15 protein-coding genes are annotated in these 16,617 nt (G+C 73.1%); 14 read left to right on the top strand and 1 reads right to left on the bottom strand.

The genetic code is table 11. The features are described from left to right. Positions 1-1,287 (top strand): serine/threonine-protein kinase (locus tag RM844_RS07510; RefSeq protein WP_311666144.1); only part of this gene is annotated, 1,287 nt, incomplete at its 5' end. A 229-nt stretch (positions 1,288-1,516) separates the two neighbouring features. Here RM844_RS07510 and RM844_RS07505 read toward each other — a convergent pair. Continuing rightward, the gene (locus tag RM844_RS07505) at positions 1,517-2,251 is read right to left on the bottom strand and encodes a response regulator transcription factor (RefSeq protein WP_311666143.1); all 735 of its coding nucleotides are present in this window, start codon (positions 2,249-2,251) and stop codon (positions 1,517-1,519) included. 407 nt (positions 2,252-2,658) lie between these two features. Between RM844_RS07505 and RM844_RS07500 the strand changes: the two genes are divergently transcribed. The 13 genes from RM844_RS07500 to RM844_RS07440 all read left to right on the top strand — a co-directional run bounded on the left by RM844_RS07500 (position 2,659) and on the right by RM844_RS07440 (position 16,559). Next, positions 2,659-3,318, top strand: a complete 660-nt coding sequence (locus RM844_RS07500) for a TetR/AcrR family transcriptional regulator (RefSeq protein WP_311666142.1) — start codon at positions 2,659-2,661, stop codon at positions 3,316-3,318. A 637-nt stretch (positions 3,319-3,955) separates the two neighbouring features. After that, positions 3,956-4,288, top strand: coding sequence for a TcmI family type II polyketide cyclase (locus RM844_RS07495; RefSeq protein ID WP_311666141.1), 333 nt, complete (start codon positions 3,956-3,958; stop codon positions 4,286-4,288). Continuing rightward, positions 4,285-5,556 (top strand): beta-ketoacyl-[acyl-carrier-protein] synthase family protein, encoded by a 1,272-nt coding sequence (locus tag RM844_RS07490; RefSeq protein ID WP_311666140.1) that lies wholly within the window; start codon positions 4,285-4,287, stop codon positions 5,554-5,556. The genes RM844_RS07495 and RM844_RS07490 overlap by 4 nt, the downstream gene beginning before the upstream one ends. Continuing rightward, positions 5,553-6,779 (top strand): ketosynthase chain-length factor, encoded by a 1,227-nt coding sequence (locus RM844_RS07485; protein ID WP_311666139.1) that lies wholly within the window; start codon positions 5,553-5,555, stop codon positions 6,777-6,779. The genes RM844_RS07490 and RM844_RS07485 overlap by 4 nt, the downstream gene beginning before the upstream one ends. Positions 6,780-6,877: 98 nt before the next feature. Then, on the top strand, positions 6,878-7,138 hold the full coding sequence (locus RM844_RS07480) for a phosphopantetheine-binding protein (protein ID WP_311666138.1): 261 nt from the start codon (positions 6,878-6,880) through the stop codon (positions 7,136-7,138). 140 nt (positions 7,139-7,278) lie between these two features. Continuing rightward, entirely contained in the window at positions 7,279-8,118 is an 840-nt protein-coding gene (fabG, locus tag RM844_RS07475) for a 3-oxoacyl-ACP reductase FabG (protein ID WP_311666137.1), read from the top strand. Positions 8,119-8,246: 128 nt separating this feature from the next. Continuing rightward, positions 8,247-9,227 carry an aromatase/cyclase gene (locus tag RM844_RS07470; RefSeq protein ID WP_311666136.1) on the top strand — a complete coding sequence of 327 codons (981 nt, stop codon included), beginning with the start codon at positions 8,247-8,249 and terminating at the stop codon, positions 9,225-9,227. Then, positions 9,211-10,896, top strand: coding sequence for an FAD-dependent monooxygenase (locus tag RM844_RS07465; protein ID WP_311666135.1), 1,686 nt, complete (start codon positions 9,211-9,213; stop codon positions 10,894-10,896). The genes RM844_RS07470 and RM844_RS07465 overlap by 17 nt, the downstream gene beginning before the upstream one ends. An 83-nt stretch (positions 10,897-10,979) precedes the next feature. Further along, a complete protein-coding gene (rfbA, locus tag RM844_RS07460; RefSeq protein ID WP_311666161.1) occupies positions 10,980-11,870 on the top strand; it encodes a glucose-1-phosphate thymidylyltransferase RfbA in 891 nt (296 codons plus the stop codon). A gap of 93 nt (positions 11,871-11,963) precedes the next feature. Next, entirely contained in the window at positions 11,964-12,650 is a 687-nt protein-coding gene (locus RM844_RS07455; protein ID WP_311666134.1) for an antibiotic biosynthesis monooxygenase, read from the top strand. Between the two features lie 89 nt (positions 12,651-12,739). After that, positions 12,740-13,990 (top strand): glycosyltransferase, encoded by a 1,251-nt coding sequence (locus RM844_RS07450; RefSeq protein WP_311666133.1) that lies wholly within the window; start codon positions 12,740-12,742, stop codon positions 13,988-13,990. After that, entirely contained in the window at positions 13,987-15,006 is a 1,020-nt protein-coding gene (rfbB, locus tag RM844_RS07445; protein WP_311666132.1) for a dTDP-glucose 4,6-dehydratase, read from the top strand. The genes RM844_RS07450 and rfbB overlap by 4 nt, the downstream gene beginning before the upstream one ends. Positions 15,007-15,068: 62 nt before the next feature. After that, positions 15,069-16,559 carry an FAD-dependent monooxygenase gene (locus tag RM844_RS07440; protein WP_311666131.1) on the top strand — a complete coding sequence of 497 codons (1,491 nt, stop codon included), beginning with the start codon at positions 15,069-15,071 and terminating at the stop codon, positions 16,557-16,559. Positions 16,560-16,617: the final 58 nt, after the last annotated feature.

The following is a 16,617-nucleotide window of genomic DNA, read 5'->3' as shown; positions in this document are numbered from 1 at the left end:
CGGCAACTGCTCTACCCGGTGATGAAACATGTCCAGGGTCGGCCACTCACCCCCACACCCAGCCAGCCACTCGAGCTGTGGGAGATCACCCGCTGGGGAAGCAACCTGTGCCGGGCACTGACGACCGCACATCACACGGGCATCGTGCACAGGGACCTGAAGCCGGCGAACGTCCTTGTCGACGAGGAGGGGCGGGCGGTGGTCCTGGACTTCGGGATCGCGCGCTTCCTGGGTGAGACGGCGGAGTTGACACGGCTGACCCATACGGGTGCCACGTTGGGGACGCCCGCTTACATGTCGCCGGAACAGGCGGAGGGTGCTGCGGATGTCGATCAGCGATCCGACCTGTACTCGCTCGGTTGTCTGCTGTACGAGCTGCTGACGGGGTATCCGCCGTTCGTCAACGGGCGGGCCCACGTCGTGCTGCGCATGCATATCGAGAGCCTGCCCGTTCCACCCAGCGCTCTGCGACCGGGGCTGCCGGCCGGCTGGGACGCGCTCGTCCTCGGTCTGTTGGCCAAGCGCCCGGCCGACCGGCCGGCCAGTGCGAGGGCCGTCCGGGAGCGTCTGGCCGCGTTGCCGACCGAGTCGGTGCCCGGGGCAGCGTTCTCGGGTACCGGCCCGGTCACGCGGGGGCCGGCCCCGCCCAGGTTCACACAGCCGATGCCGAGCCGCCCGGTTCCGCCAGCGAGGGGGCCAGGGCGTCGGACGGTGGTGAAGGCGGCGGTGGCCGGGATCGTCATGGTGTTGCCGGGGTCGTTGGTGGCGAACGGCTATGTGTTGTTTGCGCCGTACCCGTGGGAGGAGTTCCTGATCGCGTTGGCCGTGTCCGGTGTGCTGGTGGGGCTGTGGAACCGGTCATGGCCGTCGATGCCCAGCGGGCGGGTCTGGCTGGCGGCCTTCGTCGCCTTCGTGCTCGCCTTCGAGTGTGGGAGCCTGCTCACCGCGCTGTCAGAGCAATCCGGGGGAGCCGGCTCGCCGCGCGATCTCATGATCGTGGTGCTGACGTCGGGATTCGTCTCACTCGTGTTGCGCGCCGTCATCGCGCCACGCAAGCGCTATCCGTTTCCTTTCAAGGGGTTGGACGTCGCGACCTGGCTCAGCCACGGCCTGGCGGGTGGCCTGGTGTGTGGCATTCACCCCTATGTGGTCTTTATGTGGGAGCGAAACCACGGCGGCCTGAGCAACGCGCTGATCTCCCTGACGGTCGCTGCCGTTCTCGTCGGCCACGCGGTGGCCTCCTCGCGGCTGATCCGCTGGTGGTCCCCGACCGGCCGAGCCCGTTAGCAGGCGTGACGCCGAGCCGACGTGGCCGGCTGGACCAGGCACCGGTCCACCACCCCCACCGCGCCCTACACCGCCCGCCCCTCCGGCGTCATCCACGACGCGCGGACCGACACAGCGCCCCCGAGGAGGCACTGACCCACCAGTCTGCAGAGGCACTGCGCGCCGGCGACCATGCCGAAGGGGCGCGCTTCGAACGGTTCGTGGCGGCTGACGTCCCGTGGGGGGCGCGTTACGCGTGCCCGAGTCGGAAGCCGACGCCGCGCACGGTGATGATCCAGTCGCTCGACCCCAACTTGTTGCGCAGGCCGCTCACATGCGTGTCGACGGTGCGGCGCGACCAGGAGCCGTCCCACACCTTCTGCATCAGCTGTTTGCGGGGGATGACCGTGTCGGGGTGCGAGGCGAGCAGGTACAGGAGGTCGAACTCCTTGCGCGTCAGGTCGACTTCGACCCCGTTGACGGTCACCTGGCGGGTGGTCGCGTCCACCTTGAGCGCCCCCCGGCAGATGACGGGCTCGGTGGCTGGTACGCTGCGGGCGCGCCGCATCACCGCGTCGATGCGGGCGATCAGTTCGCGCAGTCCGTACGGCTGGACCAGGTAGTCGTCAGCACCCGCTTGGAGGCCGAGTACACAGTCGAGTTCGCTGCCCCGTTCGGTCACGGCGATCACCGGGACGTCGCTCACGGAACGGATGCCCCGGCAGACCGCCAGTCCGTCGAAGTCGGGGAGCTCCAGCCTGAGCAGGACGACGTCCACTTCGGTGCAGGCGCGCACGGCTTCGCAGCCGGTGCCGACCCGGGTGACGGCGTGGCCGTTGTGCCGTAAACCGTGGGTCAGTTCCTCGGCGGCGGTTTGGTCGCTCTCGACGACTAAAATGTGCCAGGTCGCGTGTTCCGTCCGCCAGTTCCACGGCGGGAGTTCGTCGGGATGAGTATGGGTCGTCTCTGTCGTTGCCGTGTCCATCAGTTCATGCCTCACAGACAGTCCCCGTCCCTGCCCGTCGAGCCGCCGGGTGGGCGGCGTCATCGAAGGGGCCGAAAATGGTGAGAAGTGTGCTCAGCCGCTGTCACCGGGAAGAGATGCGCCCCGACAGCTCGTGCGAAGCGAGTGCGTGACAGATGTGTTGTGACGAAGTGCCGCTTCCGGTCTGCCCTCGCACGTGCGCTTCTTGTCCCGTTTCGTCGTGCTTCCACACGTGTGCCTGTTGGTCTGCGGTGGCCCCCGTCGCCGTGGCGGCCAACGGGGTGTCCGTCGAGTGCGCGAGTCGGCGTTGGCCGCGCACGTCCAGCCGTGAACCGGGCTGGTCACAACTTTCATAGTGCAATGTATATTGCAATCGATGCAAGGGTCGTGGCAATGCCCCCACTGGGATGTTACGTCACGGCACGGGAAGGGAGAAGTCTCCGTTGGGGCGAGGGCTGGTTGAGAAGCGCGAGGCCATCATCCGTGGCGCGCGTACGGTGTTCGGTGGCGATGGTTACACGCGTGCCAGTATCGGTGCGATCGCGAACGCGGCGGGGGTGTCCACCCGAACCATCTACAACCACTTCCCCGGCGGCAAGGCGGAACTCTTCCGTCTGGTCGTCCAGGAGGGGTCGAAGGAGATCCTCCGGGTCCAACTCGACATCGTCGACCGCTGGCTGCACAAGGTGACCGACCTGGAGCTCGACCTCATCGACTTCGGCAAGGCGTGGGTCGCCCCCCTGGACACCTTCGCCTCGCACTTCGCCCTGGTGCGTCAACTGCGGGCGGAGATCGAGCATCTCCCGCCGGGTCTCCTGCGGGCCTGGGAGGAAGTCGGCCCGCGGCGGGTGCAGTCCGCGCTGGCCGACCGTTTCCAGGAGTTGGCGGACGAGGGGCGGCTGGTCATGGACGATCCGCGGCAGGCCGCGATCCACTTCACGTACCTCGTCTCGGGCGAGATCAGGGACCGCACCTACGACGGCGCGCTGCCGCTGGCCGCCGACGTCACCAACCGCCTGGTGACGGTGGGCGTCCAGACCTTCCTGCGCGGCTACCTGCCGCGCTGACCCTTTCGGCCCCGCCGCCGGCGGGCCGTCGTACGCCGGGGTCCCGGCTCCCGGCGCCGGTCGTGCTGCCCGGACCGCGTCGCCCGCCGCCCGTTCGTGCCCGCTTCGCGGTGCGCGGCGGTGCCGGGCGGTGCGCGCGGGCGACCGCTTCCGCCGACGCGTCGCGCCGGCGCCCCGGCGTGCCGGCTTCCCACGCGTCCCGGGTACCGCTGCGTGTCGCGGCGCGCCCTCCCCGGCCGGTCGGCCGACCCCCCTTTCTGACACTCCCTTGACCATAAGTTGACGCGGCGCTGTGCCACCGCGGGTTTGACCGCGACTTCCCCGAGCCGGTTCATCGCGCGCAACGGGAACCTCGCCGACTCCTGACTCGGCGTGCCTTGCCGCCTCACGGCCGGTACCCGGAAGCTGTTGGGCATCCCGTGGGGGGAGCGCGCGGCGGTGCCGAACGCCGCGTACGGCCCGCACGGCGGGTGGGGGATCACCGGCAGGCGCCGCGGGCGACACCATGCCCGGCGTCACCGCGATCCCGTCCACCCCCACCGCCCGACCGCACGCCATTCCGCACCCCTCGACACGTGCCCGTCCAGCTCTCTCCGACAGCCGGCCCGTCGGCCGGTTCTGAAAGGAGTCTCCGCGCATGCACAGCACGCTGATCGTCGCCCGCCTGGCGCCAGGGGCCAGTCAGGAGCAGGTCGCCGAGCTCTTCGGCTCCTTCGACGCGACGGACATGCCCCACCGCATGGGCACCCGCCGTCGCCAGCTCTTCTCGTTCCGCGGACTGTACTTCCACCTCCAGGACTTCGACTCGGACGACGGCACGGCCCGGATAGAGGACGCCAAGGCCGACGAGCGGTTCGTCCGCATCAGCGAGGACCTCAAGCCGCACATCGCGGCCTACGACCCGGCGACGTGGCGCTCCCCGGCGGACGCCGTGGCGGACCGCTTCTACCGTTGGGAGGCCCGGGCGTGACCGGGCGGCGGGTGGCCATCACCGGCATCGGCGTGCTGGCCCCCGGCGGCGTGGGCACCAAGGAGTTCTGGAACCTGCTGGCCGAGGGCATCACCGCCACCCGGACCATCAGCCTCTTCGACGCCTCCGCCTTCCGTTCGCGGGTGGCCGCCGAGGTCGACTTCGACCCGGAGGCGCACGGGCTGAGCCCGCAGGAGATCCGGCGCATGGACCGCGCCGCCCAGTTCGCCGTGGTGGCCGCTCGCGCCGCGGTCGGCGACTCCGGGCTCGATCTCGACTCGGTCGACAGCCACCGGGTCGGCGTCACCGTCGGCAGCGCGGTCGGCGCGACCATGGGGCTCGACCAGGAGTACCGGGTCGTGAGCGACGGCGGGCAGTTGGAGCTGGTCGACCACCGCTACGCCGTGCCGCACCTCTACGACTACCTGGTGCCCAGCTCGTTCTCCGCCGAAGTGGCGTGGGCCGTCGGCGCCGAGGGGCCCAACACGGTGATCTCCACCGGGTGCACCTCCGGCATCGACTCGGTCGGGTACGCCGCCGAGCTGATCAGGGAGGGCAGCGCCGACATCATGGTCGCCGGCTCGTCCGACGCCCCGATCTCGCCCATCACGGTCGCCTGCTTCGACGCCATCAAGGCCACCACGCCACGCAACGACGAGCCGGAGACCGCCTCCCGGCCGTTCGACCGCTCGCGCAACGGCTTCGTGCTCGGCGAGGGCGCCGCGGTGTTCGTCCTGGAGGAGCTCGACCGTGCCCGTCGTCGCGGCGCGCACATCTACGGCGAACTCGCCGGGTACGCCACCCGCAGCAACGCGTACCACATGACCGGTCTGCGGCCCGACGGCCGCGAGATGGCGGAGGCCATCCGGGTCGCGCTCGACGAGGCGCGGCTGAACCCGCGCGACGTCGACTACGTCAACGCGCACGGTTCCGGCACCAAGCAGAACGACCGCCACGAGACGAACGCGTTCAAGCGGAGTCTGGGCGACCACGCCTACCGGACGCCCATCAGCTCCATCAAGTCCATGGTGGGGCACTCGCTCGGCGCGATCGGCTCGATCGAGATCGCGGCCTCCCTGCTGGCCATGGAGCACCACGTGGTGCCGCCCACCGCGAACCTGCACGATCCCGACCCCGAGTGCGACCTCGACTACACCCCCCTGGTCGCCCGGGACCAGCCCGTCGACGTGGTGCTCAGCGTCGGCAGCGGCTTCGGCGGCTTCCAGAGCGCCGTGGTGCTGGCCCGGCCGGACCGGGAGGGAGCATGACGGCGGTGATGGTGACGGGTCTCGGCGTCGCCGCTCCCAGCGGCCTCGGACGGCGCGACCACTGGGCGTCCGTCACGTCGGGCCGCAACGCGATCGCGCCCATCAGCCGGTTCGACGCCAGCCCGTACCCGGCGCGGCTCGCGGGGCAGATCGCGGACTTCGACGCGGCGCGTGCGCTGCCCAACCGGTTGCTCCCGCAGACCGACCGGGTGACCCAGCTCTCCCTCGCGGCGGCGGACTGGGCGCTGGCCGATGCCGGGCTGCGCACGGACGAGCGGCCCGCCTACGACCTGGGCGTCATGACCGCGAGTTCGGCCGGCGGCTTCGAGTTCGGACAGAACGAGCTGCGCAAACTGTGGAGCAAGGGCGGCAAGCACGTCAGTGCCTACCAGTCCTTCGCCTGGTTCTACGCCGTCAACACCGGCCAGATCGCCATCAGGCACGGTCTGCGCGGCCCGAGTGGCGTGGTCGTCAGCGACCACGCCGGCGGACTGGACGCCCTCGCCCAGGCCAGGCGGCAGATTCGCAAGGGCACTCCGGTGATCGTCTCGGGCGCGGTGGACGCGCTGTTGTGCCCGTGGGGCTGGGTCGCCCAGCTGGCCGGCGGTCGGCTGTCCACGAGCAGCCGGCCGGACCAGGCGTACCTGCCGTTCGACGCCCGGGCGCGCGGTCATGTGCCGGGCGAGGGGGGCGCGATCCTGGTGCTTGAGGACGCGGACCAGGCGCGGCGCCGCGGTGCCCGATGCTACGGCGAACTGGCGGGCTACGGGGCGACGTTCGACCCCAGGCCCGGCAGTGACCGGGCGCCGGGGCTCGGGCGGGCGATCGAGCTGGCCCTCGACGACGCCTCGGTGTCGCCGGGGGACGTCGATGTCGTGTTCGCCGACGCGGCGGGGCTGCCGGAGCTGGACCGCGTCGAGGCCGAGGCCGTGGGCGGCGTCTTCGGCCGGGGCGGTGTGCCGGTCACGGCGCCCAAGACGATGACCGGCCGGCTCGGGGCCGGCGGCGCGCCGCTCGACGTGGCCACCGCCCTGCTCGCCATGGCCGAGAACGTGATCCCGCCCACCGTGCACGTCACCGCCGACCCCGGATACGACCTGGACCTGGTCGTCTCCCCGCGGCCCGCCGAGCCGCGCACCGCCGTGGTGCTGGCGCGTGGCCAGGGCGGCTTCAACTCGGCCGTGGTGCTGCGGGCCGGCCCCGAGCCGGCTGCCGGTCCGTGAGGCCGGCGACCGCTCCGTCCCGCCGCACCCGGCGCCCCCGGGGCCGCCTGGCCGCGGGGCACAGCGGTGGATTCCGCCTTCCAGTGAAAGGACACGACATGGCCACGGAGACCTTCACTCTCGACGATGTCCGCCGCATCCTGCGCGAGGGGGCGGGCAGCGACGAGTCGGTCGACCTCGACGGCGACATCCTCGACCAGGGCTTGGCGGCGCTCGGTTACGACTCCCTGGCGCTGATGGAGACCGCCTCCCTCATCGAGCGCGAGTACCAGGTGGCGCTGGGCGAGGAGGTCCTCGATATCGAGGTCGTCACGCCGCGCGTGCTCATCGACGCGGTCAACGCCGGACTCGACGGCTGACCTCCCCGCACGCCCCCGCACGCCCCCGGAGCTTCCCGGACGACGCGGCCTGCCCGTGCCACCGGCAGGTCCGGTCCGCCGCCCTCCGATCCCACCGATCCCACCGCTGACACCGATCCCACCGCGGAGAGTGATGTCCCATGCCGCACGAGTCCGCCCGGCAGGACGAGCGAGCGCAGGTCAACGAGCGAGAGGAAGAGCACGTGCCCAAGCCGACGGCCCTGGTCACCGGTGCCACCAGCGGGATAGGCCTGGCCACCGCGCGGTTGCTGGCGACGCGGGGACACCGCGTGTTCATCGGGGCGCGCACCAAGGAGAACGTCGCCGCGACCGTGGAGGAGCTGCGCGCCGAAGGGCTCGACGTCGAGGGCCAGGCCGTGGACGTCACGGCGGACAGCGACGTCGCCGCGTTCGTGCGGGCCGCCGTGGAGCGTTACGGCACCATCGACGTCCTGGTGAACAACGCCGGCCGCAGCGGTGGCGGGGTCACCGCCGACGTCAGCGACGAGTTGTGGCACGCGGTGATCGACACCAACCTCAACAGCGTCTTCCGGGTCACCCGCGCGGTGCTCAACGCGGGCGGCATGCGCCACAAGAGCCGCGGCCGCATCGTCAACATCGCCTCGACCGCGGGCAAGCAGGGCGTGGTCCTCGGTGCGCCGTACTCGGCCTCCAAACACGGCGTGGTCGGCTTCACCAAGGCCGTGGGCAACGAGCTGGCGAGCACCGGCATCACGGTCAACGCCGTCTGCCCCGGCTATGTGGAGACGCCGATGGCGCAACGCGTGCGGCAGGGCTACGCCGCCGCCTACGACACGACCGAGGACGCCATCCTGGAGAAGTTCCAGGCCAAGATCCCGCTGGGCCGCTACTCGACGCCCGAGGAGGTGGCCGGGCTGGTGGGCTACCTGGTGTCGGACGCCGCCGCGTCCATCACCTCCCAGGCGCTCAACGTCTGCGGTGGCCTGGGGAACTTCTGAGGCCGCCGCCCCGGGCACCGCACCCGACGTCACGCCCCCGGCGCACCGCCGGACGGCACCCCCACCAGCGCCGCGGGCGGTCCTTCGCCGACCGGCCCGCGCTCCGCACCTTTCCGGAGGAGAGCACCATGCCGCAGCCGTCGTCCCGTGAGACGGAGCACGAGATCGAGGTCTCCGCCCCGGCCGAGGCCGTCTACGAACTGATCGCCGACGTGCGCAACTGGCCGCGCGTCTTTCCCCCCACCATCTATGTGGACCGCCTGGAGCACGACGACCGCCAGGAGCGCATCCGCATCTGGGCCACCGCGGGCGGCGAGCCCAAGAACTGGACGTCGCGCCGGACCCTGGACCGGGCGGCGCTGCGCGTCGACTTCCGTCAGGAGGTCTCCACGCCCCCGGTGGCCGCCATGGGCGGCGCCTGGGTGATCGAGGCGCGGGGCGGCTCGGGCTCGCGGGTCAGGCTGCTGCACGACTACCGGGCGATCGACGACGACCCCGAGGGGCTGGCCTGGATCGACGAGGCGGTGGACCGCAACTCGCGGTCGGAGCTGGCGGCGTTGAAGACGAACGTCGAACGGGCCGCGGCTGCCTCGGAGCGGACGTTCTCGTTCGAGGACAGCGTCTCGGTTGCGGGTTCGGCCAGGGACGTCTACGACTTCCTCAACGAGGCGGACCGGTGGCCCGAGCGGCTGCCCCACGTGTCCTCCGTGCGGCTCACCGAGGACTCGCCCGGCCTCCAGACCCTGGAGATGGACACGCGCGCCAGGGACGGCAGCACGCACACCACCGTGTCGCACCGGGTGTGCCTTCCGCACAGCCGGATCGCCTACAAGCAGGTCACGCTGCCCAAGCTGCTCGCGCTGCACACCGGGTACTGGGAGGTGCGCCCCGCGGGGGCGACGCCGGGCGACGGGCCGCTGACCGTCACGTCGCAGCACACCGTGGTGCTGGAGACCGCCAACATCGCCGCCGTGCTCGGGGAGGACGCCACCGTCGAGGATGCCCGCGCCTACGTGCACGGCGCCCTGAGCGCCAACAGCCGGGCCACCCTCGGCCACGCCAAGGCCTACGCCGAGCAGCTGCACCAGCCCCATGGCGCCGAACGCTGACCGGCCGGCCGGGGCCCCTCCGGCCGTCCCGTCGCCGCCGGTCCGCGCGGCGGACGCGGACACCGACGTCGTCGTGGTCGGCGGGGGCCCGGTGGGGCTGCTGCTCGCGGGGGAGTTACGGCGGTGCGGCGCGGAGGTCACCGTCCTCGAACAACGGGCGGCCCCGCGCGAGGAGTCCCGGGCCACCACGCTCCACGCCCGCACGATGGAGATCCTCGCCAGCCGCGGCCTGGCGTCGTTCCTGGACGGCGCCGCCGCCGACACGGCGGCGGGCACCGGGGCGGGCGGAGAGGACGCGTTCCGCACGCTGCCCCGCCTGGGCCACGGCCACTTCGGGGGCATCCGGCTGGACCTCTCCCTGCCGGGGCCGTACTCGGGCCAGTGGAAACTGCCGCAGCCGCGCACCGAGGCGCTGCTCAGGCGCTGGGCGCTGGCCCTGGGTGCCCGGCTGCTCGCCGGGCACACGCTGCGGCGGCTGACCGACCACGGTGACGCGGTGACCGCGGAGGCCGATGGCCCCGCGGGCGCGCTGCGGCTGCGGGCGCACTACCTGGTGGGCTGCGACGGCGAGGACAGCACGGTGCGGCGCCTGGTCGGCATCCCCTTCGAGGGGACGCCCACCCGGCGCGAGCTGCTGGCCGCCGACGTCGCTGGGCTCGCCATCCGGGACCGGCGGTTCGAGGTGGGGCCGCACGGGCTGGCCGTCGCCGCGGGGAACGGTGCCGGGCCGACCCGCGTCATGGTCCACGCCTTCGACCGGCCGGTGCGGCGACGCGGGGGCGTGGCACCGGACTTCGCGGAGGTCGCGGACGTCTGGCGGCGGGTGACGGGCGAGGACATCACGGCCGGGACCCCGGTGTGGACCCACGCGTTCGGCGACGCGTGCCGGCAGGCCGCCACGTACCGGAAGGGCAGGGTGCTGTTGGCCGGGGATGCCGCGCACCAGCAACTCCCGGTCGGGGGGCAGGCGTTGAACCTGGGGCTGCACGACGCCGTGAACCTCGGCTGGAAGCTCGCCCGCACGGTCATCGGTCCCGCCCCCGACGCCCTGCTGGACAGCTACCACGAGGAGCGGCACGCGGCGGGCCGCCGGACGCAGGACAGCGTCAGGACCCAGATGCTGCTGCTGCTCGGCGGCCCGCGAGCCGAGGCGCCGCGTGCGGTGCTGTCCGAGTTGATCGCCCGCGAGCCCGGCGCCCGGCGTCATTTCGCCCGCCTGGTCTCCGGCCTCGACGTCCGGTACGGGGACGACCCGGACGCGGCGGCGCGCGACCCGTGGGTGGGTGCCGCGTTCCCGCACCTGCCGTTGACGCTGGCGGACGGCACCGGGGTGACGGGCGCGCCGCTGCGCGCCGGCCGTGGCACGCTGCTGCTCCTCGCCGGAGCCGGAGCCGGAGGTCGTGCTGGCGGGGGTGTCGGGGCGTGCGGCTGGGCGGAGCGCGCCGGCCCGTGGGCGGATCGCGTGGACGTGGTCACCGCGCGGCCGGGCCCGGCGGCGGCGCCGGGCGTGGCGGAGGCGGCGGCCTTCCTGATCCGCCCGGACGGCCACGTCGCCTGGGCCGGCGACGCCCCCTCGACGGCGCTGGCCGACGCGCTGCTCCGGTGGTTCGGCACGCCGGCGGCGGCACCGGGCGGCACCCGCCCGGCTTCCTCCGAGGAGTTCCTGTGACAGACACGACGCACGGGACGCGGGCGGACACCGCGCCCGCCACGCCCTCGTCCGCCACCGCCCCCCGGGCTGGCCGCAGGCCGATGAAGGGCGTCATCCTCGCCGGCGGGCACGGCACGCGGCTGTACCCGATCACCCTCGGCGTCTCCAAGCAGATGCTGTCGGTCCACGACAAGCCGTTGATCTACTACCCGCTCTCCACGCTGCTGCTGGCCGGCGTCACGGACATCCAGATCATCTCCTCGCCCGAGGACGTCGGCAGCTTCCGCAGGCTGCTCGGCGACGGGTCCGACCTGGGCATCTCCCTGAGCTATGCGGAGCAGGACAAACCGCGCGGCGTGGCGGACGCGTTCCGTGTCGCGGCCCGCCACATCGGGAACGACCCGGTGGCCCTGATCCTCGGCGACAACCTCTTCCACGGCGCCGGCTTCAGCACGATGCTGCACGACCACGCCCGTGACATCGACGGCTGCGTCCTCTTCGGCTACCCGGTGCGCGAACCGGAGCGCTACGGGGTCGCCACCACCGACGGGCGCGGCCGGCTGCTCGGCCTGGAGGAGAAGCCCTCGGCGCCACGGTCCGACCTGGCGGTCACCGGGCTGTACTTCTACGACAACGAGGTGCTCGACATCGCCCGGGACCTGGCACCCTCCGAGCGCGGTGAGCTGGAGATCACCGACGTCAACCGCGTCTACCTCGCCCGGGGGAAGGCGCGCCTGGTCGAACTGGGGCGCGGCTTCGTCTGGTTGGACACCGGGACGCACGACGCGCTGACCGCCGCCGCGCAGTACGTGCAGCTGATGGAACGGCGCCAGAACATCCGCATCGCCTGCGTCGAGGAGATCGCCTGGCGGATGGGCCTCATCAGTGAGGAGGACTGCTACCGGCTCGGCCGCAGACTCGAGAAATCCCCCTACGGCCAGTACCTGATGTCCGTCGTGCGCCACAGCAGGCGCGCCGACGGCCTGGAGTGACCCCACGCCCCCACGCCGGTCCCGACAGGCGGCGGACGCGCCGCCGGGGCGGCCCTCCGCGTGCCACCGAGCCACCCGACGAAGGACGTGACCATGCCCCAGCTGTCCCTGAACGACGGCCTCCTGCACGTGTTCAACATCTTCGACACCGACAGCCCGGAGAACCAGGAGACGATTCTCGACGCGATGCGGGACATCGTCGACAACGCCGACTATCCCGGCTGGGTCTCCTCGACCGTGCACGCGGGGCTCGGCCGGCCCGGCACGGCCAACATCGTGCAGTGGCGCGACCGGGCCGCGCTGGAGGCGCGTTACGCCGGCCAGAAGTTCCAGCGGCGCACGGTGCCGGAGTTCCAGCGGCTGGCCACCGAGTTCTGGCTGATCCAGACCGAGGTCGTCTTCTCCCAGCAGCACCCGGACGCACGCCCGCCGGTGCGGTTCTCCCCCGACCGCGACGACTTCACGGTGCTGATGGTCCTGAAGTCGCGGCCGGAGGACCAGAAGGAACTCGTCGACGTGCTCGCCCGGCCCGACGCCTGGACGGCGACCCGCCCCGGCTACCGTTCGCACACCCTGCTGCGCGGCCTGAACGGCCCCTACCTGGTCAACTACGCCCAGTGGGACAGCAGGGAGGACTACGAGGCCTTCCACACCTTCCCCGAGGACGAGCGCCCCCTGCCGGTGCGGCGCGGGCGGGAACGGGCGCGGGCGCTGGCGGTGAGCCGGTGGGCCAACACGTTCCGGGCCGTGCACTCCCGGTCGGCGGGCGTCGCCGGCTGACCGGCCGGGGGCGATCCGCCGGCGCGCCGCCCGGACCGTCCCTCCCGGCCTCCCCCCGCAGCACCCGGCGCATCACCGGAAGGAGACGCATGCGCTATCTCTTCACCACTGTCCCGGGCAGCTCCCATGTGCTGCCCCTTGTCCCGCTGGCCCACGCGGCGCTCGCCGCCGGCCACGAAGTGGCGGTCGCCACCAGTGGCGCGGGGCTGTCCTCCGCCGTCTCCGCGGGACTCACCGCCATCGCCACGGACGACGGCCGGTCGGCCCGGCCCTACGAGGAGATGGCCCGGGTCATGCACGAGACCGACCGGGGCAGCCGGCAGAGCGACGCCGAGTTGGTGGACTACTTCGGCGCGACGTTCGCCGAGGTCGGCTCCGCCATGCTGCCCGGGCTGCTCGAAGCGGCCGGCGACTGGCGGGCCGACGCGGTGCTCTATCCGCCCCCGCATCCCGCCGGGCTGCTCGCCGCGCGCGCCCTCGGCGTCCCGGCCGTCCTGCACAACCTGGGAATCCGCCGGCCCACGTTCGGGCCGGCGCTGGCGAAGCTGGAGCCGCTCGCCCGGCGGCTCGGGGTGTCCGGCCCGCGGGAGGCCGACCTCCAGATCGACCTCAGCGCGCCCTCGCTCGCCAACCACGTGCAGGGCCCGCCGCAGGAGAACACGATCCCGCACACCCTGAGCATGCACCCCTCGCCCTACAACGGCGCCGGCCCCCTGCCGGCCTGGGCGCTGCGGCGCCCGGGCGACGGGACGCGCCGGGTCGTGGTCACGCTGGGCTCCCTGCCCGCCAGCTACGGGCGGGGCGAACTGCTGCGGGACATCATCCTGGGCACCGCGGGCCTCGGGGTCGAACTGATCGTCGCCACCGGTGATGTCGAACTGCCCGCGTTGCCGCGGCCGTTGCCCGGCCACGCGCGGCTCGTTGGCTGGGTGCCGCTGCGTCCCCTGCTGGCCACGAGCGACGTGCTGATCCATCACGGCGGCCTCAGCAGCATGTACACGGCGTTCGTGGCGGGCGTGCCGCAGTGTCTGATCCCGGCGCCCGGCGTGGGGGGTGGGCCCAACGCCCGGATCGTCTCCGGGCGCGGCGCGGGGCTCGGCCTGGCGATGGACGAGGTCACCCCGGAGGCCGTCCGGTCCACGCTGCGTGACCTGCTGGACCGGCCAGACTACGGGCGGGCCAGCGCGGACGTGGCGGCCGAGATCGCCGCCATGCCGCCGCCGGCCGAGGTGATCGGCCGGCTCGACCGGTTCGTCGCCGGGGCGGGATCGACCGCGCCGTCGGCGCCGCCGCCCGCCGGGACGTCGCCGGAAACCGCCGGCGGGCGGAGCGGGCGATGAGGGTCCTCGTCACCGGCGGCGCCGGTTTCATCGGCTCGCACTACGTCCGTTCGCTGGTGGCCGGCGAGTACACCGGTGGCGCGCCCGTCGCGGTCACCGTGCTCGACGCCCTGACGTACGCCGGACGTCGCGACAACCTCCCGGCGGACGGGCTCGACTTCGTGCACGGCGACGTCTGCGACCTGCCGCTGCTGCTCGAACTGTGCCCCGGCCACGACGCGGTGGTGCACTTCGCGGCCGAGTCCCACGTGGACCGGTCGGTGGTCTCCGGCGCGGAGTTCGCCCGCAGCAACGTGCAGGGCACCCAGGCCGTCCTGGAGGCCTCGCTGCGCAGCGGCGTGCCCCGCGTGGTCCACGTCTCCACCGACGAGGTGTACGGCTCCATCGAGCACGGCGCGTGGACGGAGGAGTACCCGCTGCTCCCCAACTCCCCCTACGCCGCCTCGAAGGCGGGGTCCGACCTGCTGGCGCGCGCGTACTGGCGGACCCACGGGCTGAACGTGTCGGTGACGCGGTGCAGCAACAACTACGGCCCCTACCAGCACGCCGAGAAGCTGATCCCACGGTTCATCACGCGGCTGCTGCGGGGCGCCACGGTGCCGTTGTACGGCAGCGGTCGCAACGTGCGTGAGTGGCTGCACGTGGCGGACCACTGTCGCGCCGTGCACCAGGTGCTCATGGGCGGGCGGGCCGGGGAGGTCTACCACGTCGGGGGAGGCGAGGAGCGGACCAACCTCGAGGTCGCCCAGCGTCTCGTGGCGTTGTGCGGGGCCGACCCCGGGCTCATCCGGCACGTGACCGACCGGAAGGGCCACGACCTGCGGTACGCGCTTGACGACGGGCGGATCCGGCGGGAGTTGGGCTACGCGCCGCGCGTCGCCTTCGAGGACGGGCTGCGCTCCACCGTCGACTGGTACCGCGAACACCCCGGGTGGTGGGCGGCCTCCGCAGGCGTGCCCGACTCCCCTCCGCGGCCCGTCACGACCCCCGGCTCCCCCACCAGCCAGCTGCCCTGAACCCCGGTACCCGCGCGCGCCGACCGTGCCGCCGGGGCCGACACCGGAAGGAAGGACTTTCGATGGACACGGACGTCATCATCGTCGGAGCCGGCCCCACCGGCCTGATGCTCGCCGGCGAACTCCGCCTGGGCGGGGCCGAGGTGGTCGTCATCGACCGCCTCGCCGAGCCGACCGGCCAGTCCCGCGGTCTGGGCTTCACCGCCCGGGCGGTGGAGGTGTTCGACCAGCGCGGTCTGCTGCCGCGCTTCGGGACCCTGGAGACCAGCCCGTTCGGCCACTTCGGCGGCATCCAGTTCGACTACACGGTCCTGCCGGACGCGCACTTCGGGGCCCGCGGCATCCCCCAGTCGCAGACGGAGGACGTGCTGGCGGGATGGGCCGACGAACTGGGCGCCGACCTCCGCCGCGGCTGGGAGTTCCGGGCGCTGGCCGAGGAGGAGGACCGGGTCGTGATCGACGTCGGCACCCCGGAGGGCGACCGGCGGCTGAGCGCGTCCTACCTCGTCGGGTGCGACGGCGGCCACAGCCCGGTGCGGAAGGCCGCGGGCATCGACTTCCCCGGCACTCCCGCGACCCGGGACATGTATCTCGCGGACATCCGCGGACGCGACCTGGCGCCGCGGTTCCTCGGCGAGCGGAAGCCGGAAGGCATGGTGATGGCGGCGCCCCTGGGCGAGGGAGTGCACCGGATCATCGTGTGCCCGCACGGCACCGAGCCCCGCGAGCGCGGCCAGGCGATCCCGTACCGCGAGGTGGCCGACGCCTGGCTGCGGATCACCGGGGAGGACATCAGCGACCTGACCCCGGGCTGGGTCAGCTCGTTCACCGACGCGACCGGGCTCGCCGCCCGGTACCGGCGCGGACGGGTGCTCCTGGCGGGCGACGCGGCCCACATCCACCTCCCGGCCGGCGGGCAGGGCCTGAGCTTCGGCGTCCAGGACGCGGCGAACCTCGGCTGGAAGCTCGCCGCCGACATCCGCGGCTGGGCGCCGCCCGGCCTGCTCGACACCTACCACACGGAACGGCACGCGGCGGGCGTGCGGCTGCTGCTCCACACGCGACTCCAGGGGCAGTCCTTCCTCGGTGGCGACGAGGCGGAGCCGCTGCGCGCGGTGCTGACGGAACTGCTCGCGCACGAGGACGTGCGCCGGCACCTGGCCGGCTCCGTCAGCCATCTCGACCTGCGGTACGACGTGGGCCCCGGCGAGCACCCGCTGCTGGGCCGCAGGCTGCCGCCGCGTGAGGTGCGTACCGAGAACGGCACCGTGACCACCGCGGAACTCCTGCGTGGCGGGCAGGGCGTGCTGCTCGACCTCTCCGGCGGTCGGGGCGCGGACTCCGCCGCGCTGGCCGCGGCCGGCGAGCGCTGGAAGAGCCGGGTGGTGACGGCGCACGGCCGGCTGCCCGACCCCACCGTGGACCCGGGGCTGGCCGGAGCCGGTGCCCTGCTGGCGCGGCCGGACGGCCACGTCGTGTGGACGGCCGCGGACGACGCCCCGCTCCGGGAGGCGCTGGAACGGTGGTTCGGCCCGGCGCCCGCCGACGGCTGAACCGGCCAGGACGCCGCACCGCGCCCCCCGCGGACCGCATTCCACAGACCGCAGACCG

The sequence above is a fragment of the Streptomyces chisholmiae genome (assembly GCF_031845445.1).
In the GTDB taxonomy this organism is placed as follows: domain Bacteria; phylum Actinomycetota; class Actinomycetes; order Streptomycetales; family Streptomycetaceae; genus Streptomyces; species Streptomyces chisholmiae.
This window is presented reverse-complemented; position numbering and strand designations above follow the sequence as displayed.

Excerpts from the sequence above, each read along its gene's own strand:
- RM844_RS07465 (WP_311666135.1), top strand. The coding sequence starts at position 9,211 with ATGGCGCCGAACGCTGACCGGCCGGCCGGGGCCCCTCCGGCCGTCCCG.
- RM844_RS07440 (WP_311666131.1), top strand. The coding sequence starts at position 15,069 with ATGGACACGGACGTCATCATCGTCGGAGCCGGCCCCACCGGCCTGATG.
- fabG (WP_311666137.1), top strand. The coding sequence starts at position 7,279 with ATGCCGCACGAGTCCGCCCGGCAGGACGAGCGAGCGCAGGTCAACGAG.
- rfbB (WP_311666132.1), top strand. The coding sequence starts at position 13,987 with ATGAGGGTCCTCGTCACCGGCGGCGCCGGTTTCATCGGCTCGCACTAC.
- RM844_RS07485 (WP_311666139.1), top strand. The coding sequence starts at position 5,553 with ATGACGGCGGTGATGGTGACGGGTCTCGGCGTCGCCGCTCCCAGCGGC.
- RM844_RS07495 (WP_311666141.1), top strand. The coding sequence starts at position 3,956 with ATGCACAGCACGCTGATCGTCGCCCGCCTGGCGCCAGGGGCCAGTCAG.
- RM844_RS07455 (WP_311666134.1), top strand. The coding sequence starts at position 11,964 with ATGCCCCAGCTGTCCCTGAACGACGGCCTCCTGCACGTGTTCAACATC.
- RM844_RS07470 (WP_311666136.1), top strand. The coding sequence starts at position 8,247 with ATGCCGCAGCCGTCGTCCCGTGAGACGGAGCACGAGATCGAGGTCTCC.
- RM844_RS07500 (WP_311666142.1), top strand. The coding sequence starts at position 2,659 with ATGTTACGTCACGGCACGGGAAGGGAGAAGTCTCCGTTGGGGCGAGGG.
- RM844_RS07505 (WP_311666143.1), bottom strand. The coding sequence starts at position 2,251 with ATGGACACGGCAACGACAGAGACGACCCATACTCATCCCGACGAACTC.
- RM844_RS07450 (WP_311666133.1), top strand. The coding sequence starts at position 12,740 with ATGCGCTATCTCTTCACCACTGTCCCGGGCAGCTCCCATGTGCTGCCC.
- RM844_RS07480 (WP_311666138.1), top strand. The coding sequence starts at position 6,878 with ATGGCCACGGAGACCTTCACTCTCGACGATGTCCGCCGCATCCTGCGC.
- rfbA (WP_311666161.1), top strand. The coding sequence starts at position 10,980 with ATGAAGGGCGTCATCCTCGCCGGCGGGCACGGCACGCGGCTGTACCCG.